At 50.8% G+C, this 22292-nt stretch carries 19 protein-coding genes and 1 riboswitch; of the genes, 17 read left to right on the top strand and 2 right to left on the bottom strand.

From position 1 onward, the window contains the following. Window positions 1-8: 8 nt before the first annotated feature. Genes K6T23_RS18575 through K6T23_RS18555 form a run of 5 tightly spaced genes read left to right on the top strand, consistent with a single transcriptional unit; the run spans window position 9 to window position 4716 of the window. A complete protein-coding gene (locus tag K6T23_RS18575) occupies window positions 9-1016 on the top strand; it encodes an ABC transporter ATP-binding protein (RefSeq protein ID WP_148984690.1) in 1008 nt (335 codons plus the stop codon). Next, window positions 982-1983, top strand: a complete 1002-nt coding sequence (locus tag K6T23_RS18570; protein ID WP_238282531.1) for an ABC transporter ATP-binding protein — start codon at window positions 982-984, stop codon at window positions 1981-1983. The genes K6T23_RS18575 and K6T23_RS18570 overlap by 35 nt, the downstream gene beginning before the upstream one ends. Continuing rightward, window positions 1980-3590, top strand: coding sequence for a gamma-glutamyltransferase family protein (locus K6T23_RS18565; RefSeq protein WP_238282529.1), 1611 nt, complete (start codon window positions 1980-1982; stop codon window positions 3588-3590). The genes K6T23_RS18570 and K6T23_RS18565 overlap by 4 nt, the downstream gene beginning before the upstream one ends. Before the next feature lie 35 nt (window positions 3591-3625). After that, complete coding sequence (locus K6T23_RS18560) at window positions 3626-4186, top strand: chromate transporter (protein ID WP_053429105.1); 561 nt, start codon at window positions 3626-3628, stop codon at window positions 4184-4186. Beyond that, window positions 4183-4716 carry a chromate transporter gene (locus K6T23_RS18555; protein ID WP_048006676.1) on the top strand — a complete coding sequence of 178 codons (534 nt, stop codon included), beginning with the start codon at window positions 4183-4185 and terminating at the stop codon, window positions 4714-4716. The genes K6T23_RS18560 and K6T23_RS18555 overlap by 4 nt, the downstream gene beginning before the upstream one ends. Before the next feature lie 1226 nt (window positions 4717-5942). On the opposite strand, the gene K6T23_RS18550 is transcribed toward K6T23_RS18555, so the two are convergent. Further along, window positions 5943-7160, bottom strand: coding sequence for a dicarboxylate/amino acid:cation symporter (locus tag K6T23_RS18550; protein ID WP_238282527.1), 1218 nt, complete (start codon window positions 7158-7160; stop codon window positions 5943-5945). A gap of 41 nt (window positions 7161-7201) precedes the next feature. Next, window positions 7202-8038, bottom strand: a complete 837-nt coding sequence (locus K6T23_RS18545; RefSeq protein WP_056540376.1) for a DUF1206 domain-containing protein — start codon at window positions 8036-8038, stop codon at window positions 7202-7204. Between the two features lie 192 nt (window positions 8039-8230). After that, a riboswitch (cyclic di-AMP (ydaO/yuaA leader) is annotated at window positions 8231-8361 on the top strand. Between the two features lie 164 nt (window positions 8362-8525). Here K6T23_RS18545 and K6T23_RS18540 point away from each other — a divergent pair. From K6T23_RS18540 to hprK, 12 genes are all read left to right on the top strand, one after another. Further along, window positions 8526-9182, top strand: a complete 657-nt coding sequence (locus K6T23_RS18540; RefSeq protein ID WP_053429385.1) for a potassium channel family protein — start codon at window positions 8526-8528, stop codon at window positions 9180-9182. A 2-nt stretch (window positions 9183-9184) separates the two neighbouring features. Further along, window positions 9185-10507, top strand: coding sequence for a TrkH family potassium uptake protein (locus K6T23_RS18535; RefSeq protein ID WP_056540379.1), 1323 nt, complete (start codon window positions 9185-9187; stop codon window positions 10505-10507). Between the two features lie 193 nt (window positions 10508-10700). Next, on the top strand, window positions 10701-11789 hold the full coding sequence (serC, locus tag K6T23_RS18530) for a 3-phosphoserine/phosphohydroxythreonine transaminase (protein WP_238282525.1): 1089 nt from the start codon (window positions 10701-10703) through the stop codon (window positions 11787-11789). After that, on the top strand, window positions 11776-12951 hold the full coding sequence (locus K6T23_RS18525; RefSeq protein WP_056540386.1) for a phosphoglycerate dehydrogenase: 1176 nt from the start codon (window positions 11776-11778) through the stop codon (window positions 12949-12951). The genes serC and K6T23_RS18525 overlap by 14 nt, the downstream gene beginning before the upstream one ends. A 143-nt stretch (window positions 12952-13094) precedes the next feature. After that, on the top strand, window positions 13095-13733 hold the full coding sequence (locus K6T23_RS18520; protein WP_053429110.1) for an HD domain-containing protein: 639 nt from the start codon (window positions 13095-13097) through the stop codon (window positions 13731-13733). A gap of 67 nt (window positions 13734-13800) precedes the next feature. Further along, window positions 13801-14031, top strand: a complete 231-nt coding sequence (locus K6T23_RS18515) for a CsbA family protein (RefSeq protein ID WP_053429111.1) — start codon at window positions 13801-13803, stop codon at window positions 14029-14031. 391 nt (window positions 14032-14422) lie between these two features. Continuing rightward, complete coding sequence (gene uvrB / locus K6T23_RS18510; protein ID WP_056540389.1) at window positions 14423-16405, top strand: excinuclease ABC subunit UvrB; 1983 nt, start codon at window positions 14423-14425, stop codon at window positions 16403-16405. A gap of 7 nt (window positions 16406-16412) precedes the next feature. Next, the gene (gene uvrA, locus K6T23_RS18505) at window positions 16413-19286 is read left to right on the top strand and encodes an excinuclease ABC subunit UvrA (protein WP_056540393.1); all 2874 of its coding nucleotides are present in this window, start codon (window positions 16413-16415) and stop codon (window positions 19284-19286) included. 209 nt (window positions 19287-19495) lie between these two features. Then, window positions 19496-20635, top strand: a complete 1140-nt coding sequence (locus tag K6T23_RS18500; RefSeq protein ID WP_056540395.1) for a DUF4097 family beta strand repeat-containing protein — start codon at window positions 19496-19498, stop codon at window positions 20633-20635. 15 nt (window positions 20636-20650) lie between these two features. Beyond that, a complete protein-coding gene (locus K6T23_RS18495) occupies window positions 20651-20854 on the top strand; it encodes a PspC domain-containing protein (RefSeq protein ID WP_053429115.1) in 204 nt (67 codons plus the stop codon). Beyond that, the gene (locus K6T23_RS18490; RefSeq protein WP_053429116.1) at window positions 20854-21210 is read left to right on the top strand and encodes a phage holin family protein; all 357 of its coding nucleotides are present in this window, start codon (window positions 20854-20856) and stop codon (window positions 21208-21210) included. Before K6T23_RS18495 ends, K6T23_RS18490 begins: the two co-directional genes overlap by 1 nt. Window positions 21211-21333: 123 nt before the next feature. Beyond that, on the top strand, window positions 21334-22272 hold the full coding sequence (gene hprK, locus K6T23_RS18485) for an HPr(Ser) kinase/phosphatase (RefSeq protein ID WP_056540398.1): 939 nt from the start codon (window positions 21334-21336) through the stop codon (window positions 22270-22272). Window positions 22273-22292: the final 20 nt, after the last annotated feature.

The following is a 22292-nucleotide window of genomic DNA, read 5'->3' as shown; positions in this document are numbered from 1 at the left end:
GGATAACGATGAAGACAGATCTATTATCTGTAAAGAATATGGTCACAGCCTTCCGCACAGCTAACGGAGAAGTATCTGCCGTGCGGGGCATCTCCTTCACGGTGAAAAAAGGAGAGACGCTTTGTGTCGTAGGGGAGTCGGGATGCGGGAAGAGCATCACCTCCCTCTCCGTCATGGGGCTGCTTCCAAGCAATGGCTCGATTAAAGAGGGAAGTATTGAGTTCGCCGGGAATGATCTTGTTACCTATTCACCAGAGCAGCTCAGGAAGATCAGGGGAAAGGACATGTCGATGATCTTCCAGGAACCGATGACTGCCTTGAACCCGGTCCTCACGATCGGTTACCAGCTCAGGGAGCCGCTGATGCTGCATAAACAGATCGGTAAGAGCGAGGCAAACAGACAAGGGATCGATCTTCTGAAGCAAGTAGGGATTCCCTATCCTGAAAAACGGATGAAGCAGTATCCCCATGAACTTAGCGGCGGGATGAGGCAGCGGGTGATGATTGCAATCGCCCTCGCCTGCTCCCCGAAGCTCCTGATTGCCGATGAACCGACGACTGCACTGGATGTGACGATCCAGGCCCAGATCCTCGATCTGATCCAGGACGCGAAAGAGCAGTACGGGATGGGCGTCATGATGATCACCCATGACATGGGTGTCGTCGCTGAAGTCGCTGATCGCGTCATGGTCATGTATGCAGGAGAAAAGATTGAAGAGGGGAACGTGGAGTCCATCTTCGGAAATCCACAGCATCCCTACACAAAGGGGCTGCTTAACTCGGTCCCGAACCTGGATGACCCGGACTTTGAACTTGAAGCGATACCGGGATCCCTGCCGAACATCGATGAGCAGATCAGCGGCTGCAGGTTCCACCCCCGCTGTCCATATGCAATGGACCGTTGTAAATCCGAGACACCGCCTGAATACATCGTGGCGGGTGAACACAAGGTGAAATGCTGGCTACAGGAGGCTGATGAGGATGTCTGCACTACGAGAGAAACCGTCCATTCTTAAACTCGAAGGAGTCAAAAAATATTACCCGATCAAAGGCGGGATGCTGAAACGCATCCAAGGTCATGTGAAGGCCGTAGAAGAGGTCTCCCTTGAGTTATTCGAAGGTGAGAGCCTTGGAGTCGTAGGGGAATCAGGGTGCGGGAAGTCAACCCTCGGCCGTACGATCCTCGGGCTTGAGGATGTCACGGACGGGAAGGTCATCTTCCAGGGGAAAGAGGTTCAGAGCCTCTCGAATCGACAGCGTTTTCCATTCAAGAAGCAGATGCAGATGATCTTCCAGGATCCATACGCTTCCCTGAACCCGAGGCAAAAGATCGGAGCGGCACTTGAAGAAGTATTTGTCATCCATACGGATCTTTCAGCCTCTGAGCGCAAGAAGAAAGTGATAGACTTATTGAAAGAGGTCGGACTGAAGGAAGATCACTATGATCGTCTACCCCATGAATTCAGTGGAGGTCAGCGTCAGCGGATCGGCATCGCCCGCGCCATTGCGTTAAATCCCTCCGTTGTTGTATGTGATGAAGCTGTGTCGGCACTCGATGTATCTGTGCAGGCGCAGGTTCTGAAGCTCCTGAAGACCCTCCAGTCCAAATATGGGTTGACGTATCTCTTCATCTCCCATGATCTCGGTGTCGTCCGCTACTTCTGCAGCCGGGTCATGGTGATGTACCTTGGCAATACGGCTGAACTAGCTTCAGCGGAACAGCTGTATACCAATCCGCTGCATCCTTATACGAAAGCACTATTATCATCGATTCCAAGGCCCTCCATTCAAAAAGACCGTAAGCGCATCCGCCTGGAGGGGGAGATTCCAAATCCGGCCAATCCACCATCAGGCTGTGCGTTCCATACGCGATGTCCCATCGCTACAGACCTATGCAAACAGAAGAAACCCGAATGGCGGGACATGGGCGATCAGCATTTTGTCGCCTGTCATCATGTAGAAAAAGGACGTGAGGTTTTATGAATATGGATCACCTGTATCAACCGTATTCCTCCATACGTAACACAGTGTTTGCCAAAAAAGGAATGGTGGCGACTTCTCAGCCCCTCGCCTCCCAGGCAGGTTTGGAGATCCTCCAAAAAGGAGGGAACGCCATCGATGCAGCCATCGCCACGGCTGCAGCCCTGACCGTCGTCGAACCGACTTCGAACGGAATCGGTGGGGACGCATTCGCCCTTGTATGGGTGAAGGGAGAACTTCACGGACTCAATGCAAGTGGTCCATCCCCTGCATCCATTTCCATTGAGGCTGTGAAGGAAAAAGGACACGAGACCATGCCGGTACACGGCGCGATTCCCATCACGGTCCCGGGAGCTCCGTCGGCATGGGCAGAACTTTCGGAACGCTTCGGCAAACTGCCATTGACCGAGGTGTTGGCACCGGCGATCGCCTATGCAGAAGAAGGGTATCCAATCAGCCCGGTACTCGGTAAGTATTGGAGCCTCGCCCATAAGAAGTTCAGCGAATCTTTCAAAGGGGAGGAATATCAAGCGTGGTTCGACACCTTTGCCCCCGAAGGAAGGGCTCCGGAAATCGGGGAAGTATGGTCTTCGAAAGGTCATGCGGAAACCCTCCGCTCCATTGCCGAAACGAAGGCAGAAAGCTTCTACCGGGGTGAATTGGCCGGACAAATAGCTGAAGCTGTCCAACAGGGCGGAGGCTTCTTGTCAAAAGAGGACCTTGCCTCCTACCGACCACAATGGGTGAATCCGATTTCTACTGATTATAAAGGATACGATGTGTGGGAAATCCCACCGAATGGCCAGGGCCTTGTCACCCTCATGGGGCTGAACATCATGAAGGGCTTTGACGTCACGGAGAAGGAGAGCATCGATACATACCATAAACAAATCGAAGCCATGAAGCTCGCCTTTACCGACGGAAAAGCGTTCATCACAGAAGAGAAGGATATGCCCGTTTCCGTTCAGCATCTCCTGAGCGAAGAATATGCCGAAGCAAGGCGCTCTGTCATCGGGGAAGACGCCATCACCCCGACGGAATATGAGCCTCCCAAAGGGGGAACCGTATACCTAGCCACTGCTGATGGGGAAGGGAATATGGTTTCATTCATTCAGAGCAATTACATGGGCTTCGGATCCGGAATCGTGGTGCCTGGCACCGGGATCGGACTGCAAAACCGCGGTCATGATTTCTCCTTGGATCCGGCGCATCCGAATGCCCTTCAACCTGGAAAGAAGACATACCATACGATCATTCCCGGCTTCCTGACAAAAGCAGGTGAAGCTGTAGGGCCATTCGGCGTCATGGGAGGCTACATGCAGCCTCAAGGTCATTTTCAAGTCGTCATGAACACCATTGATTTTCATCTTAATCCACAGGCTGCCCTCGATGCACCAAGATGGCAGTGGATGAAGGGGAAACAGGTAGCTGTCGAACCGACATTCCCGAATCACATCGCACAAGCACTTGCCCGGCGCGGTCACGAGATTCTGGTCGCGACCGATCACGGTTCATTTGGCCGGGGGCAAATCATTTGGAGAAACCCTACCAATGGTGTTTTAATGGGAGGGACGGAATCCCGTACGGACGGGGCCATCTCCGCTTGGTAGGAGACCCCGCTAACGATTGAAATGAGGTGTGATGAATGAAACAGTGGCAGTTATTTCTGGCATTTTTCCGCGTAGGGATGCTTGGATTCGGGGGAGGTCCTTCCTCCATACCACTATTTCATAAAGAAGTAGTCGAGAAATACAAATGGATGAGTGACGATGAGTTTTCGGATACCCTCGCTTTGGCAAATGCCCTGCCTGGACCGATTGCAACGAAGATGGCCGGTTATATCGGGCATCGGGTCGGGGGAGTGCTGGGCATGCTCGTGAGCATCATCGCCACAAGCGTCCCGACCGTCCTGCTCTTGATCCTGATGCTGACGGCATTGAATTCCTATAAAGACCGCCCGTGGGTCCACGGGATGTCTCAGGCGGTCGTCCCAGTGGTCGCGGTCATGCTCGGTGTCCTGACGTGGGACTTTGTGAAAAAGTCAAAAAAGAGCCTTGGCTGGAAGATCACAATCGGACTTTTGGCAGTGAGCCTTTTGCTCCTCTCAGGACTTGGGGTTCACCCGGGAATTGTAATTGCAGTGTTACTCGGGCTTGCCCTTATGTCCAAGAAACCTGTGAATGAAAAGCAGGTGAAAGCTTCATGACATATGTGCATATTTTCATGGCTTTCTTTGTTCCGAATATTTTAGGGTATGGCGGCGGGCCGTCCTCGATCCCCCTCATCCAGGCGGAGGTCGTGGACCGGTACGGATGGCTGACGGATAGTCAGTTCAGTGAAATGCTCGCCCTTGCCAATGCGCTTCCGGGTCCGATCAATACGAAAATGGCCGGCTATATCGGCTATCAGCAGGGCGGTGTACTGGGGGCCGCGATCGGGTTGTTCTCGACGATTGCTCCTTCGCTTCTGCTGATGCTGTTCTTGCTCGGGTTGTTGATGAAGTTTAAAGATTCTCCTAAGGTGAAGAACATGACAACGATCGTCAGGCCGACGATTGCGATCCTTCTTGGCATCATGACGATGGAATTCCTTGTGGATTCGTATGGTGGGATCGGGATTGTGCAGACGTTGATCATCGGGGTTGCCAGCTATCTCTTGTTGGAGAGGTGGAAGGTTAGTCCTGCGTTGGTGATCGGCGGGGCGCTCGTGTACGGCGCTGTGTTCCTTGGAGGATAAGGGAAATCCCTCGCTGGTTTGATGCCGGTGGGGGATTTTTTTGTTGGTGGTAGGGGTCTGGATAAGCTTTGTTTTGTGGTGGTGGGTAGAGGGGATTGTTCCGTTCCGCTGCGGACGGCCGCTTTCCTGCGGGGAGGCAGTTGAGCCGCTTCGGCTGCGCCTCCAGGGTCTCAACCATGCCTCTATTCCCGCGGGAGTCGGCCGTCCTCCGCTTCACTGCACTGTGTGGTAGAAGCTTGATTCAGTTCTACACTACACCTATGAGAGTTTTCAAGAGGGCTACCTCCATACAATTTAGTTGCTATGGGGTGATGTGAAAAGATGGGACCGTTTCGTTTCGCTACGGAGCCCGCTTTCCACGGGGCGTGCGATGAGCCTCCTCATGCTTGCGGGGTCTCACCCTGCCCGCTATTTCCCGTTGGAATCGGTCTCCCTCCGCTGCACTGCACGTTTTAGTGGTAGGCAGATGGAGTGCTCTACTCAAAGGAGTTGGTGACAGGGCTATCTTCATTCCCAACTAGCAGGTAGAGGCTGGAGTGAAAAGAGAGAACCGTTCCGTATCGCTGCACTTTATGATGGGGATACCATCCTCATCCTTCCCAAAATCGTATGAGAAAGACTTATTCCTTACAATTGACCCACCAGTCTAAGGTTCCTTTATCCCTAATCTCCAACCAAAGAGTGGATTGAAGCGAAAGGCGCCTGACTCCAGCGGAAAAGAAGGAGTGGCAAGACCCCGCAGGCACGAGGAGGCTTGCCGCCCTTCCCGCAGGAAAGCAGGCGCCTGTAGCGGAAAGGAACAGTCCCATACCGAAGCACACTATCATGAAGGAAACCGGTTTGGGTAACGAAGAGCGTCTCCCTGATAAACCAATTGGCTCTGATAACTTGCAGAAGAAGTAAACGCTCACTTTATCCCCAACTTAAGAGTGGATTGAAGCGGAAGACGCCTGACTCCAGCGGAAAAGAAGGAGTGGCAAGACCCCGCAGACACGAGGAGGATTGACGCCCTTCCCGCAGGAAAGCAGGCGTCTGCAGCGAAAAGGAACGGTCCCATACACAAGCAGGCAACAAATAGGAATCACGGTTAAAGCTAGGGGGACGAAAGGTGTTCCCCACTTTCCAATCAACTCTGATACCTGTGTAGTAGAAAACAATATCCACCCCAATCTCCTCATTTTTATCCCTACCAAAAAGGCTGTCGCACATAACGACAGCCTCTTTCGCTATTTCTTTCTACCGCTCAACCGATGAATGATCGACGTTCCTGCAAGGTCACCGGTAATGTTGATGGCAGTGCAGCCCATGCCTACGAGGGCATCTATGGCGGTCAGGAGGGCAACGGCTTCCATGGGAAGGCCGATTTGGGTGAACACCGTGGCAATCATGAGGATGCCTGCTCCCGGTACGCCTGCCGTTCCAATGGAGGCAAGGGTTCCGACGACCACGACGAGAGCCATATCTGTCAGGCTCAGCGGATCACCGACGACGTTTGCGGCGAAGACCGCGGATACCGCAATGCGGATCGCGGCACCATCCATGTTGATTGTCGCCCCGAGGGGAAGGCTTAATCCATAGAGGCTTTTAGGAATCCCCATGTACCTGGCTGCCTGAAGAGATAAAGGAAGGGTGCCGGTGCTGCTTTGTGTCACAAAGGCAGTGATCATGGGAGTGCGTGCCTTTGAATAAAACGAAAGGGGGTTAATCTTGACCATGATCATGGCAACGGTGTAGAGAAGCAGCTGGACGATGAGTGCGATATACAGGACCATGATCATGTTGCCGAGGGATAGTAGTGTCCCTGCACCCTGTTCTCCGACCGTTTTGGCCATGATGGCGAAAATGCCGATAGGGAGATAGTGCAGGATCGCCTTCATGATGGCGAGACTCGCTTCATTGAGTCCCTCGATGACTTTGAATACGTGCTCCCCCAGTTCACCGTATTCTTTCGTGGAACGCAAATAGGAGATGGCGGTCCCGAACACGATGGCAGTGAAGATGATCCCCAACAGGTTAAGCTCTGTGAAGGCTTTTATGATATTGTCTGGAATGATCGACAGGAAGACGCTTTTCAAGCCCGGATCATCGGGAACATCGAATGACTGGGATTGGTCGAGCTCCATTCCGGTCCCTGGTTGGAAGATGCTCGCGACAGCCAACCCCACGATGATGGCGAAGGCGGATGAAAGAAGATAGTAAAGGAACACTTTGCTCCCCGTTTTCCCGAGTTCCTTGATGCTTGTTTGGTTCACACCTGTCATGAGTGTGAAGAGGATAAGGGGGATGATCAGGAACGACAGGAGATGGATAAGGATGTCCCCCAGGATGGAAATGGAGGCGGCGTGCTCTCCGAAGGTCACGCCTGCTATGACCCCGAGGATCAGGGCGACGGTGATTTTCGTGATCAGGGATATGCTCTTGTATTTCGTCCATAATGTCTTCATAGTTGATACCTCTTTTCAAATAAAAAAGCCCGGTGATGGGCTTAGAATATGCTTAAATGTCGATTCTTCCCTCTGAGGATCTCGAAGACCCCGTAGAGGAACAGTCCAGCTGCCACGATGGCGAGCAGCCATTGTCCAAAAGGCTGCTGGGCAATTTCGGATAGTGCCCCGTCCAGTCCCTTGGTTTTATCGGGATCAGCCGTGATGGCGGTACGGATGAAGAAGTAGCCTACGAGAAGGAATACGATGCCTCGGGCAGTGAGGCCGATTTTTCCTGTCCTTTTGCTGAATTTCCACTCGTGCTTTGACATGCTGCCTTTCTTGAACTGCTTCGCGAATTTTTCTGTATACGCAGAGTACAGTTCGTGAAGGGCGAATCCGATGATGGCCAGCCCGACGATGCCCACGATCCACTGACCGAAAGGTTGGGATAGGAGCTTTGCAGACATGGTCTGCTCGGAACTGGAGCCGCCTTTGGCGTGAAGGGCGATGGCGATGGCATTGAAGCCGAGGATCCCGTAAGCGGCACCCGTGAAGATGTGGGTCACCCTCCGCACGATGGATTTTCCCTGGTCCCCGTGGTATTCGGGATCGGTAATGGCTTGGATGAGGCTCCAGATGACCACGCCGAGAAGTCCGATGCCGACGATCCATAATAATACCTCACCGAAAGGCTTTGATGCAATGGCTGCGAAGGCCCCGTTCGAGTCGGATGTGCTGCCGCCCACTCCGAATGCCGCCATGACGGCGAGGGCGCCGATCAGCATGTAGACGAGCCCCCTTGATATGAATCCTATGCGGGCGAACCCCCTGATCCAGGGTTTGATATCCTTTGAATTGTCCTTACCGGAAGGCAGGACCGATGTAATGTCAGCCATGGCTACTTCTTCCCTTCAGTTTGCATTTTATAAGCAATATTCCCCAAATGAAGGCTTCGAAACCATGGGCGGAGCAAGTAAATGATGGTGGTTCATCCATATCTCATTTTCCGCGAAAAAAAGACTAAAATAGTTATAGACAACGAATGGGTCTAGGAGTAATATATCTATCATCAAAGCTGGTTGCTTTTGATCATATCATCGCTTAATTCTTTACAGAAGCGGGGGACCCGAGTTCATACAGGGGTGAATCCTTTTAAGGTAGGGCTGCTTCCATGGCCCGAATCCGTCAGCTAACCTCGTAAGCGTAAATGGGAGTGAATGAACCTTGGAATCGCATTGACGATGACCACAGGCTTAGTTCCTGCGGTCTTTTTTGTGCCGTCATTTTTTGAATCAGCACGATTCATCATGGAAGATGAATGAACAAGTAGAAAACAACAAAAGATACGAAAATATCAGTAACGTTCAGTTGGAGGAGTACATCATGAAGAAGCAATTCGCCGTTATCGGCCTTGGAAAATTCGGGGGGAACCTGGTGGAGGAATTGAGCAGGCTTGATACAGAGGTACTGGCAATCGATCTGCACGAAGAGGTCGTTCAGCGCTACGCGGATGTGGCGACACACGCCGTCCAGGCCAACGCCATGGATGAGTCCGTTTTGAGGTCCCTGGGACTACGTAACTTCGATCACGTGATCGTTTCGTTCGGGGAAAGCGTGGAGGCGAGCATCCTGACGACACTGCTTCTGAAAGAGCTGGGTGTCAAGGAGGTCTGGGTGAAGGCCTCAAACGCGTATCATCAAAAAGTGCTTGAAAGGATCGGTGCCGATAAGGTCATCCATCCTGAACGGGATATGGCGAAGAAAATCGCTCACCATATGACATCGGAGAAAATCATCGATTACATCGAGCTTTCTAAGGAGCACAGCATCGTAGAGGTCAGGGCTTCATCCAAAGTCGCGAACCGCACGCTCATGGACCTGGATGTCCGGGCACGGTATGGATGCAATATCATTGCCATCCATCGCGGGGATGAAGTCATTGTCTCACCTAGCGCTGACGATACGGTTGAACTGGAAGATCTGTTGATTGTCATCGGACATAATCGCGATATCAATCGATTCGAAAAAGAAGGGGTATAACCATGAAATACAGGGTCATTCATTTAAGTCCACCGCAGCTGCTGGTGGCGGTCTTCGCCTTTTTCATCATGGTGGGAATGGCTCTGTTGAAGCTTCCCATCTCGACGACTGAGCCAATCACGTGGCTCGAAGCCCTTTTTACCACAACTTCAGCCATGACGGTGACGGGGCTTGCCGTTGTCGATACCGGCTCCGTCTACACCGTTTTCGGCCAGATTGTCGTCATGTGCCTCATACAGCTTGGGGGACTGGGCATCATGTCGTTCGCCGTCCTTATCGTCATGATGCTCGGGAAGAAAATCGGATTCAAGGAAAGGCTGTTGCTACAGCAGTCGTTGAATCAGACCTCTGTTGGAGGGGTGATCATGCTCGTGAGATACCTTTTCATCTTTTCATTGCTGGTGGAAGGGATCGGAATGACGTTCCTCGCTACTCAGTGGGTGCCCCGATACGGGTGGTCAGAAGGGTTGTTTTATAGTCTGTTCCATTCTGTTTCTGCTTTTAATAACGCCGGCTTCGGCTTGTGGCCCGACAACATGATGAGGTTTGTGGGGAACCCCGTCATCACCTTCACGCTATCATTCCTTTTCATTATCGGCGGAGTGGGGTTCACGGTGTTGGTGGACGCATGGAAATCCCGTACGTTCAAGAAGCTGTCCCTCCATTCGAAAATCATGATCTTGGGTACGCTGTTGATCAATGTTGTGGCAACGATCGTCATCTTCGTCCTGGAATATAATAACCCGGGTACCCTCGGCCCTCTTTCTCTCGGTGACAAAGGGTTGGCTTCCTACTTTCAGGCAGTTACACCGAGGACGGCAGGGTTCAATACACTTGATTACGGGGAAATGGAAAGTCCGACTCTTTTCTTTACAGTCCTTCTTATGTTTATCGGAGCAGGGAGCGCCTCTACAGGCGGGGGGATCAAGCTTACGACATTCCTGATGATCCTTCTAGCGGTCGGTGCCTTCTTGAGGGATAAAAAAGAAGTCAAGATCTTCCGGCGCTCCATTGATCAATCGGTCATCCTGAAATCCCTTGCGATCTCCACGCTTAGCGTCCTTTTGGTGGTAGGGTCCCTGTTCATCCTTACCATCTCGGAAAAAGGAGCGGATTTCCTCACGCTACTATTCGAAGTGGTATCGGCTTTCGGAACCGTGGGCTTGTCCATGAACTTCAGTCCGGAGTTGAGCACCGTCGGGAAGTGGGTCATCATCTTCGTCATGTTCGCAGGGAAGATGGGTCCGTTGACACTCGCCTACTCCCTCTCACGGCCGGGTAAAGAGAAGATCCGCTATCCAAAAGAAGATATACTGACAGGATAAGGCAGCTTTTGCTGTCTTATTTTTTATGGTTAAGTGATTATTCCAAAAACAATAAGAACCCAACGATTTTTGCGCTATCTCTTAAAATCTTACTTCGTAAGCGTTTTCTTCGTTCGTCAGGGTTGTTGACGGATACCGTGTTTCTTCTTATACTTTGGGAAAATTCTGAACGAATGTGCAGGTGGTGTTTTTGTTGAAGCAAGTGTTCAATTTTTCTGCAGGTCCAGCGGTTCTTCCCCGTCCAGTATTGGAAAAAGTACAAAAAGAATTATTGAACTACAGCGGGACTGACATGTCTGTCATGGAGTTGAGTCATCGTTCCGGTCCGTTCGAAGAAATCATCCAGGGTGCTGAAGCATTGCTGAGGGAGCTTATGGACATTCCTGAAGAGTATGAAGTTCTTTTTCTTCAAGGAGGCGCCTCTCTGCAGTTTTCCATGATCCCGATGAATCTTCTTGCGGAACATGGTGTCGCTGACTACATCGTGACGGGAAGCTGGTCGAAGAAAGCCGTCAAGGAAGCGGGAAAAATCGGAACCATCCATCGAATAGAGTCACCGGGAGACATTCCCGCTTATACGAAAGAAGATTTCTCTCCTGAGGCGGCGTACGTCCACATCACGTCCAACAATACAATAGAAGGTACGAGGTACGCCTCTTATCCCGAAACAGGCGGCATTCCCCTCGTGGCGGATATGTCATCCCATATCCTCTCGGAACCGATCGATGTGTCTTCGTTCGGTTTGATTTATGCAGGGGCTCAGAAGAACCTTGGTCCATCCGGGGTGACTGTTGCCATCGTCCGCAAGGATCTCATCGGAAAAGCACCGGAGACATGCCCGACCATGTTGAAGTACGAAACGTATGTGGAGAACGGATCCATGTTCAATACACCTCCTACATTCGCTATCTATGTGCTTAAGCTCGTGCTTGAGTGGGTGAAGGAAAACGGTGGTGTTGCAGGCATGGAGGCACTAAACCGGGAAAAAGCGGGATTGCTCTATAGTTGTATTGATGAATCCAGTCTGTTCTCCAACCCTGTTCCGGAAGCGAGCCGTTCCCTGATGAACATCCCGTTCACCACGGCCAGTGATAAAGTGAATAAACTCTTCCTGGAACAGGCGAAACGGCGCGGATTCGAGTTCCTGAAAGGTCATCGTTCCGTCGGCGGAATGCGGGCTAGCCTCTATAACGCCATGCCCCTTGAAGGAGTGAGGGCACTGGTTGATTTCATGAAAGAATTCGAAGCAGACCAAGGAGGAACATCACATGTTGACCATTAATACATTCAATGCCATCAGTCAAAGAGGTTTGTCCCTTATTGAAGAAGATTTGAATTATTATCTGAACGGAAGCGGTGATCCCGATGGCATTCTTGTGAGATCCAAGAATCTCCATGACTTCGAGTTTCCCGAATCTGTGAAAGCCATTGCCAGGGCAGGTGCCGGTGTGAATAATATCCCCATCGATGAGTGTACGGAAAAAGGGATTGTCGTGTTCAATACGCCTGGTGCCAATGCCAATGCGGTGAAAGAACTTGTCCTTGCCAATCTCATTGCTTCATCTAGGAATCTTTTTTCCGCAGTAGGATGGGCACAAACCCTCCAGGAACATGGGGATGATGTGGCAGCTGTTGTGGAAGCAAAGAAGAAGGAGTTTGTCGGAAGTGAGATCAAAGGTAAAAAATTGGGCGTTGTCGGCCTTGGTGCCATCGGTGTCCTCGTTGCCAATGATGCACTGGCCCTGGGAATGGACGTAGTTGCCTATGATCCGTTCATTTCAGTGGATGCGGCCTGGAGGCTTTCGCGCGATGTCAACCGTGCCATGCACATCGATGAAGTATGGGCGGAGTGCGATTTCGTCACCCTCCACATCCCGCTGACGGATAAGACGAATCGTTTGGTGAACGGATCGAGCTTCAACAAGATGAAAGAAGGGATGACCATCCTGAACTTCTCACGAGGTGAGCTTGTGGATGAAAGTACCCTCGGGCAGGCGCTCGAGTCCGGGACGGTGGGTAAATATGTGACCGACTTCCCGAATCCCCGGGTCCTCTCCATGAAGAATGTCGTCCCGGTTCCCCATCTTGGGGCTTCAACGGTGGAATCGGAAGAGAACTGTGCCGTCATGGCGACGAAGCAGTTGAAGACCTATCTGGAGACCGGGAATATCAAGCATGCCGTGAATCTTCCTGATGTCGAACTTCCCTATAGCGGGAAGATGAGACTCACCGTCATGCACAAAAATATCCCGAACATGGTAGGCCAGATCACCACCGCCCTTTCTGGGTTTGCTGTCAATATTGCTGACATGATCAATCGAAGCAAGGCTACATGGGCCTACACGATGATCGATCTTGACCACGTCCTGACGGAAGAAGAGCAGGCGGGCCTGAAGCAGAAGATTGAAGGCATAGAAGGGGTCGTATCGGTCAGACTGATTTAATATGGAATCAACAAATCCTTCCTTGCACCGTGTAAGGGGGATTTGTTTTATATTCAGGTGAGCGGGGAAGTCTATGGCTAAGGGCTTCTGCCATTGGCAATACATCCAAATCATCATAGTATGCCTTAGAGAGGAGAATCGAAATGGGGATCCATCACTATTTTAAAAGTCTATCAGACCTCGAGACGCTCATCCGCTGTCCGGGTCGATTCAAATATCATCAGCATAATGTGGCCAGCCACTCCTTCAAGGTGACGAAGATTGCGCAATTTCTAGGAACCGTGGAAGAACAGGAGGGGCATGAGGTCGATTGGAAGTCCCTATATGAAAAGGCACTGAATCATGACTATGCAGAGCTTTTTACCGGAGATATCAAGACGCCTGTGAAATATGCCTCGAAGGAACTGAGGGAACTGTTCAGCCAGGTTGAAGATCAGATGGTCAAAAAATTCATCACGACAGAATTCCCCCCTCAATTCCACGATGTATACAGGAACCGCTTCAAGGAAGGGAAAGACGAGACGCTTGAAGGCAGGATCTTATCCGTAGCCGACAAAGTCGATCTTCTGTATGAATCATTTGGTGAGATCCAAAAAGGAAATCCGGAGCCGCTGTTCATGGAAATCTATCAGGAAGCCCTTTCGACGATCATTAAATTCAAGGAGCTTGCGAGTGTGAAATACTTCCTTGAGTACGTCTTGCCGGACATGCTTGCAGAGAAGTTCATCCCTCACAGTGAATTGAAGGAGAGGACGGAGCGGATTCTATCATCGGGGGCCTGATGACTCTTTCCAGAACAGGGAATATCCGTTAAACTAGTTGATATTCCTTCCTTAAGGAGAGTTGACTGTGTCCAAGATCATTCTGGCAGCCTTCCTGCCCGGCCTCCTCGTCGTATTCTTTTCGAGGGTCACCTACAATCGATATATCGGACTTGCCTTGACCGTGGCGTTGATCGCCGCTTCCGTTTCCAAAGGATATACGGACTCCATCCTGCTGATCGTCATCGACGCAGCGAGTTTGACAGTGGGTTTTTGGTATAGCGGACGGATGAAGGGTAAAGGGCAAAAAAGTGAATAACCGGGCATTCCCAATAGGGAGTGCTCTTTTTTTGTTCCATGAAGTTATACACAGGTTGTATGCGGTTTCTCTAGAAGAGTGCACAAGAATTTTGACGAATTGTGGGTAAGGGGGCGTCTTTTCCACAATGGTATAGTGGTTATCAACAGACATACCCACAGGGTGTGTGTAAAAGTAGTCGAATGCTGTCGATTGACACCGTGGAGTTTGTCGAACCTGCGATTGTCCACAGGTCGTATCCTACTGAGGGATAAAAACGAACTTTTGTTCGCTTATTGATGGTTAAATTCCGATTGATTGTGGTAAAATGGGAAGAGACGAATGGACAGTGCAAGGGATGGGTATAGACAAGCATAGAACATACTGTTCCTTACCTATAGGAGGTTTCACGGTGAAAGATCAATTCGAGCTAAAGTCTAAATACAAACCTGAAGGGGACCAGCCCCTGGCAATCAAGAAGCTGGTAGAGGGCATCAGGGAAGGCAAACGCCACCAGACGCTCCTCGGGGCGACGGGAACGGGAAAGACGTTCACCGTTTCCAATGTCATCAAGGAAGTGGAGAAGCCCACTCTTATCATTGCCCACAATAAAACGCTGGCCGGACAGCTCTACAGCGAGTTCAAGGAATTCTTTCCCGACAATGCCGTAGAGTACTTTGTGAGTTACTACGATTACTACCAGCCGGAGGCATATGTCCCTCAGACCGATACGTTCATCGAGAAGGATGCGAGCATCAATGATGAGATCGATAAGCTTCGCCACTCTGCCACCTCCGCACTGTTTGAACGGAAGGATGTCATTATCATCGCAAGTGTATCCTGTATCTACGGGTTGGGTAATCCGGAAGAATACAGGGAGCTTGTCCTGTCCCTGAGAGTCGGGATGGAAATTGAACGTAATCAGCTTTTGAGAAAGCTTGTGGATATACAATATGAACGAAATGATATCGACTTTCAGCGCGGAACATTCAGGGTCCGCGGTGACGTGGTGGAAATCTTCCCGGCATCACGGGATGAACACTGCATGAGGGTCGAGTTTTTCGGTGATGAAATCGACCGGATCCGCGAAGTCGATGCCCTCACGGGTGAGATCATGGGCGACCGCGATCATGTCGCGATCTTCCCGGCTTCCCACTTCGTTACCCGTGAAGAGAAGATGAAGGTTGCGATTGAAAACATCGAGAAGGAGCTTGAAGAGCAGCTCAAAATCATGAGGGAGGAAGATAAGCTCCTCGAGGCCCAGCGCCTGGAGCAACGGACCCGCTATGATCTTGAGATGATGAGGGAGATGGGCTTCTGTTCGGGAATCGAGAACTACTCCCGTCATCTTACCCTTAGACCGCCGGGCTCTACCCCTTACACCCTTATGGATTATTTCCCTGAAGACTTCCTCATCGTCATCGATGAGTCCCACGTGACGCTTCCACAGGTGCGCGGGATGTTCAACGGGGACCAGGCGCGGAAGAAAGTGCTCGTGGATCATGGATTCCGCCTGCCGTCCGCCATGGATAACCGTCCGTTGAAGTTCGATGAGTTCGAAGGGAAGACGAATCAGCTTCTATATGTGTCGGCGACGCCGGGTCCATATGAGCTTGAGCACAGTCCGGAAATGGTCGAACAGATCATCCGTCCGACCGGTCTTCTCGACCCGATTATTGAAGTCCGGCCCATCGAAGGGCAGATCGATGATCTTATCGGGGAGATCAATGAGCGCGTGGAGAAGGACGAACGTGTCCTTGTCACCACCCTCACCAAGAAGATGTCCGAAGACCTCAGTGCTTATCTGAAGGAGATCGGCATCAAGGTCCAATATCTGCATTCCGAAATCAAGACCCTGGAGCGGATCGAGATCATTCGTGACCTCCGCCTCGGAAAATATGATGTCCTCATCGGCATCAACCTCCTCAGGGAGGGGCTGGACATACCGGAAGTGTCCTTGGTGACCATACTCGACGCTGATAAGGAAGGCTTCCTCCGTTCTGAACGATCTTTGATCCAAACCATCGGACGTGCGGCCCGTAACAGCGAAGGGAAGGTCATCATGTACGCAGATAAGATGACCGATTCCATGGAGAAGGCAATCAGCGAGACGAAGCGTCGCCGTGAAATCCAGGAAGAATACAACGAGAAGCACGGCGTTACCCCGACGACGATCCAGAAGGAGATCCGGGATGCCATCAAGGCCACTCGCGAAGTGGAGGAAACAGAGGAGATGGACGGAGGTCGCACGAATGTATCGAAACTGTCCAAACCGGAGAGACAAAAACTTATTGCCAGCCTAGAAGGGGAAATGAAAGAAGCGGCCAAAGCCCTCGATTTCGAACGGGCAGCCCAGCTTCGCGATACCATTCTCGAGCTGAAAGCGGAAGGATGAACGACTTATGGCGCAGGAAAATATTATCGTACAAGGAGCTCGCGCTCATAACCTTAAAAATATAGATATCACCATCCCGAGGGATAAACTGGTCGTACTGACCGGCCTTTCGGGTTCAGGGAAATCATCCCTTGCCTTCGACACGATCTACGCAGAAGGTCAAAGGCGTTACGTGGAGTCCCTGTCTGCCTATGCAAGGCAATTCCTCGGACAAATGGATAAGCCTGATGTGGATGCCATCGAAGGGTTGTCACCGGCAATTTCCATCGATCAGAAGACGACCAGCCGGAATCCACGTTCCACGGTAGGGACCGTAACGGAGATCTATGATTATCTCCGTCTGCTATTTGCAAGGGTCGGGAAGCCGATCTGTCCGAATCATGGAATCGAAATCACGTCTCAGACGATCGAACAGATGGTGGATCGCATCCTGGAGTATCCGGAACGCACGAAGCTTCAGGTGCTTGCTCCCGTTGTATCGGGCCGGAAGGGAACTCATGCGAAGACCCTTGAGGATATCAAGAAGCAGGGATATGTGAGGGTGCGGATCGATGGAGAGGTGGAAGACCTCGGCGAAGAAATCACCCTTGAGAAAAATAAAAAGCACACCATTGAAGTCATCATTGACCGCGTCGTGGTAAAAGAAGGCGTGGCTGCACGACTATCGGACTCCCTTGAATCAGCACTGCGCCTAGCCGGCGGTCAGGTGATCATCGATGTGATCGGGGAAGAGGAGCTTCTGTTCAGTGAGCATCATGCATGCCCGTACTGCGGCTTCTCCATCTCGGAGCTTGAACCGAGGATGTTCTCTTTCAATAGTCCGTTCGGTGCATGCCCGACATGTGACGGTCTTGGAACGAAACTCGAAGTCGATAAAGAGCTTGTGATCCCGAACTGGGATAAGACCCTTGATGAGCATGCCATTGCCCCGTGGGAACCGACAAGTTCACAGTATTACCCTTCCTTGTTGAAGGCGGTTTGTGATCATTACGGGATCCCTATGGATGTGCCGGTGAAGAACCTGCCGAAGCATGATATGGACAAAATCCTTCACGGAAGCGGTAAAGACGAAATCTATTTCCGCTATGAGAATGATTTCGGTCAAGTCAGAGAGAATTACCTCCGATTTGAAGGCGTCATGGCGAACGTGGAGAGACGCTACCGTGAGACTAGCTCCGATTACGTTAGGGAGCAGATGGAGAAATACATGGCTACCCAAAATTGTCCGAGCTGTGATGGACACAGGCTGAAGGAAGAGTCCCTCGCCGTGAAGGTCGATTCCCTCCATATCGGACAGGTAACGGCCTTCTCCATCCAGGAAGCAGATCAATTCTTTGATGCCCTGGAACTTTCGGACAAAGATATGCAAATCGCCAGGTTGATCCTGCGAGAAATCCGTGAACGCCTCGGTTTCCTTGTGAACGTAGGACTTGATTATCTGACCCTCAGTCGTGCCGCAGGTACACTGTCGGGCGGTGAAGCACAAAGGATCCGGCTTGCGACCCAGATCGGTTCGCGACTGACGGGTGTCCTCTACATCCTTGATGAGCCGTCAATCGGACTTCATCAGCGCGATAATGACCGCCTCATCGATACCCTCAAGAATATGAGGGATATTGGAAACACCCTCATCGTCGTCGAGCATGATGAAGATACGATGATGGCAGCGGACTATCTTGTCGATATCGGTCCTGGCGCAGGGAAACACGGAGGAGAGGTCATCTCGGCAGGAACCCCTCAAGAAGTCATGGATGATGAAAAATCCTTGACCGGACAATATCTATCCGGGAAGAAGTTCATCCCGCTCCCGCAGGAAAGACGAAAGCCCGACGGCCGTTATCTTGAGATCCTCGGAGCGAAGCAGAACAACTTGAATAACGTAAAAGTGAAGCTGCCCCTCGGCCTGTTCATGGCGGTGACGGGCGTCTCGGGTTCAGGTAAGAGTACCCTTATAAACGAGATCCTTCATAAGTCCCTTGCCCAGAAGCTTCATAACGCCAAGTCTAAGCCTGGGCTTCATAAGGAAATCAAGGGGATCGAGCACCTCGATAAGGTCATCGACATCGACCAATCCCCGATCGGCCGTACGCCTCGATCGAATCCGGCAACCTATACAGGGGTCTTCGATGATATCCGTGACGTATTCGCCACCACGAATGAAGCGAAGGTACGCGGATATAAAAAAGGCCGATTCAGCTTCAATGTGAAGGGCGGCCGCTGTGAAGCATGCCGCGGTGACGGGATCATCAAGATCGAGATGCACTTCCTTCCTGATGTATATGTCCCTTGTGAGGTTTGCCACGGGAAACGTTATAACCGTGAAACCCTTGAAGTGAAATACAAGGATAAAAACATCGCTGATGTCCTTGAGATGACGGTGGAAGACTCCCTGCAGTTCTTCGAAAATATTCCGAAGATCAGAAGGAAGCTTCAAACCATCTATGATGTCGGCCTCGGCTACATCACCCTCGGGCAGCCTGCCACGACCCTTTCCGGAGGGGAGGCGCAGCGCGTGAAGCTTGCATCCGAGCTTCATCGCCGTTCAACTGGCCGCTCCCTATATATCCTCGATGAGCCGACGACAGGCTTGCATGTGGATGATATTTCACGACTCCTCGTCGTCCTTCAGCGTCTTGTGGAGAACGGGGACACGGTCCTTGTCATCGAGCATAATCTTGATGTCATCAAAGCAGCCGATTACCTCGTCGACCTTGGTCCTGAAGGGGGAGATAAAGGAGGCGCGATCGTAGCCACCGGAACTCCTGAGAAGGTGGCTGAAGCGAAGGGGTCGTATACAGGGAAATACCTGAAACCTGTCCTCGAGCGTGAGCGAGAACGGATGAAAAAGAAAGTCAGGGAAAAAGAAGGCGTGACGAACTGATTGGAACGGAGGTGCCCCGGCGCCTCCGTTTTATTATGTTGTCAGGAGGGTATGGGACAGTGAGGAACATTTTTTACAGGAATGAAACCTTTGGGCGCTTTAAACGTACATACTATAGAAGCAATGAATGACGGATCAGGTATAACTTTGCCTTATCGGTTATATTCATGATAGTACTGAGATAATCTGAAAATGGGAGTTGAACGGGTATGAATGAAGAGCGTAAACGGATTTTGGATATGTTGGAGAACGGAACGATTTCTGCTCAGGAAGCCGTGGCCCTTTTGGAAGCACTGGATAAGAAACCGGAAGAACCGAAACCGAAGGAGAAAAGCTTTGTAGATGAATTCGTTTCGATTTTCCAAGATCCGGACGATCAGCCTAAGCAAAAATCGACATCATCCGGTTCGTCTAATTCTAAGGATAAAGTCGTTGATTTCATGAATACAGCCCTCAATAAGATAAAAAACTTTGATTTTGATTTCCAGTTGAGTCAATCAGTCGAAGTGTCCCATGTATTCCAGCAGCCCGAGGTATCCTTTGATAAGATCGATATCGATGTGGCGAACGGCAAGGTCGAGATCCATCCATGGAGCGGAGGGGAGGTCCGGGTGGAATGCGATGCGAAAGTATACCGGACCGAGGACCGGGAAGAAGGCCTCAAGCAGTTCCATGATACGTCTTCCTTCTCCATAGACGGTGATACCCTGTACTTTGGCACCCAGTCCAAATGGATGAAAGTAAATGCGAAATTCTTTGTGCCTGAACATCAGTACAAAAAGATCTCCGTCCGTCTGTTTAACGGCGGTCTCAATGCAAACAACCTCGAAGTGGAAGACCTGAAGGCAAAGGCGGCAAACGGTAAGATCATCGTCGAAGGGTTGAAAGCGAAGAGGGCTGATGTGGAGACCTCCAATGGAGCCATCACCCTTACACGTGTCTCAGCTGAGCACGTTGAAGCAGAATCCATCAACGGAAAGGTCCTCGTCGAAGGCGATATCCTTCATACGGATGCCCAGTCCTTAAATGGTAACATCGTCTGCTCCCTGACAGGGGACAAAGCCGATACCGTCCATGCGAAGACCGTGACGGGAAGCGTGGACTTCTACGTACCTGAGAACATCAACATCTCAGGTGAGGCGAAATCCAATCTTGGTGGTTTCAAAATGGAACTTGAGGGTATCGATGTATTGGAAGAAAAAAATGAAGTGGTGCAGAAATCGATCCGCTTCTCACGTAAAACAACCTCTCCGGATAAGCTTCATCTCTTTGCTGAAACAAAAACCGGTTCCGTGCTCATAAAAAAGTACGAATCGAAGAATGTTAATAGCAACAAAGAGACGAACTAGAAAGAGGGTATCATCATGAAGAAAACATTGGCACGAACAAGGTCTGATAGAAAGCTGGCAGGAGTGCTCGGGGGCTTATCAAGGACGGTGGGGATCGACCCCATCATCCTGAGGGTCGCCTTCATCCTGCTATTGATCCCGACGGGCTTCTTCCCCCTAGTCGTGGTATATGCCCTACTTGCCTTTGTGCTGCCGAATGAGGAGGATTCCATCAGATAATGAGGTGGATTATAGGTATACTTATCAATGCGGTCATCTTTATAGCGTTAGCGGGCTTTTTTGAAGGATTCCAGGTGACGGGGATCGGAGCCGCCATTTTAGCGAGCATCATCTTGTCATTCCTGAATGTGCTTGTCAGGCCGATCCTGATCATCCTGACGCTGCCGGTTACGATTCTTTCCCTCGGTTTATTCCTGTTTGTCATCAATGCCATCACCTTGATGCTGACAGATAAAATCATGGGGAGCAGCTTCGAGATTTCAGGATTCGGAATGGCCTTCTTGGCGAGCATCATCCTATCCGCGTGCAACCTGATCATTCAAAAAGCAATATTTGAACCGAAACGAAAAGCATAAGAGAGTGGTCCGTGCCGTTATCAGGCGCGGGCCGCTTTTTTGCGTGCTTACCATTACCTTGCGCTTTTCCACATAATTGCTAAAATAGGTTAGAGGTACAGCAAGTTGAAGGAGGAGTAAAGAGTGGCAAAAGTGCGCACAAAAGACATCATGGATAAGTTCCATCTTGAGCTTGTCGGTGGAGAAGAAGGATTACATAGACCGATTACGATGAGTGATATTTCCAGACCGGGCCTAGAAATCGCCGGTTATTTCGACTATTATCCTGCAGAGCGGATTCAGCTCCTTGGGAAGACGGAAATCACGTTCCTTGACTTGCTTGATGACGCAGAGCGGAAAAGAAGGCTTGAATCCCTCTGTACCGATATCACACCCGGCATCATTATTTCACGGGAGCTTGAGGTACCACACGATTTGATTGAAGCGGCCAATCGGTATGACGTGCCTGTCATGAGGTCACCGATGAAGACGACGAGATTTTCTTCACATCTAACAAATTACTTGGAAAGCAAGCTTGCACCAACGACGGCGATCCACGGTGTTCTTGTTGATATCTATGGAGTCGGCGTACTCATAACGGGTAAAAGCGGTGTCGGTAAAAGTGAAACGGCCCTTGAGCTTGTGAAACGGGGTCACCGCCTTGTAGCCGATGACTGTGTGGAAATCAGGCAGGAAGACATGGATACCCTCATTGGGAATTCCCCTGATCTCATTGAACATCTCCTTGAGATCCGAGGTCTTGGCATCATCAATGTCATGACCCTGTTCGGTGCTGGAGCTGTTAGAAGTCATAAGCGCATCACCCTTTGCATCAATCTCGAGCTTTGGGATAAAGCGAAGCAATATGACCGCCTCGGTCTTGACGAAGAGAAAATGAAAATCATCGATACAGAAATCACGAAGCTGACGGTCCCTGTGCGACCAGGACGAAATTTGGCCGTCATCATCGAAGTGGCCGCCATGAACTTCCGGTTAAAGAGGATGGGCGTGAACGCAGCTGAGCAATTCACCAATCGTCTATCAGATGTGATCGAAGACGGTGACCATGACGACATGGATTGACAAACCGGGTCACGGGCCCG

Origin of the sequence: Rossellomorea marisflavi (genome assembly GCF_022170785.1) — a bacterium.
Taxonomy (GTDB): Bacteria; Bacillota; Bacilli; order Bacillales; family Bacillaceae_B; genus Rossellomorea; species Rossellomorea marisflavi_B.
Note: the sequence above shows the minus strand (reverse complement) of the source record. Positions and strands in the feature narration are given on the sequence as shown.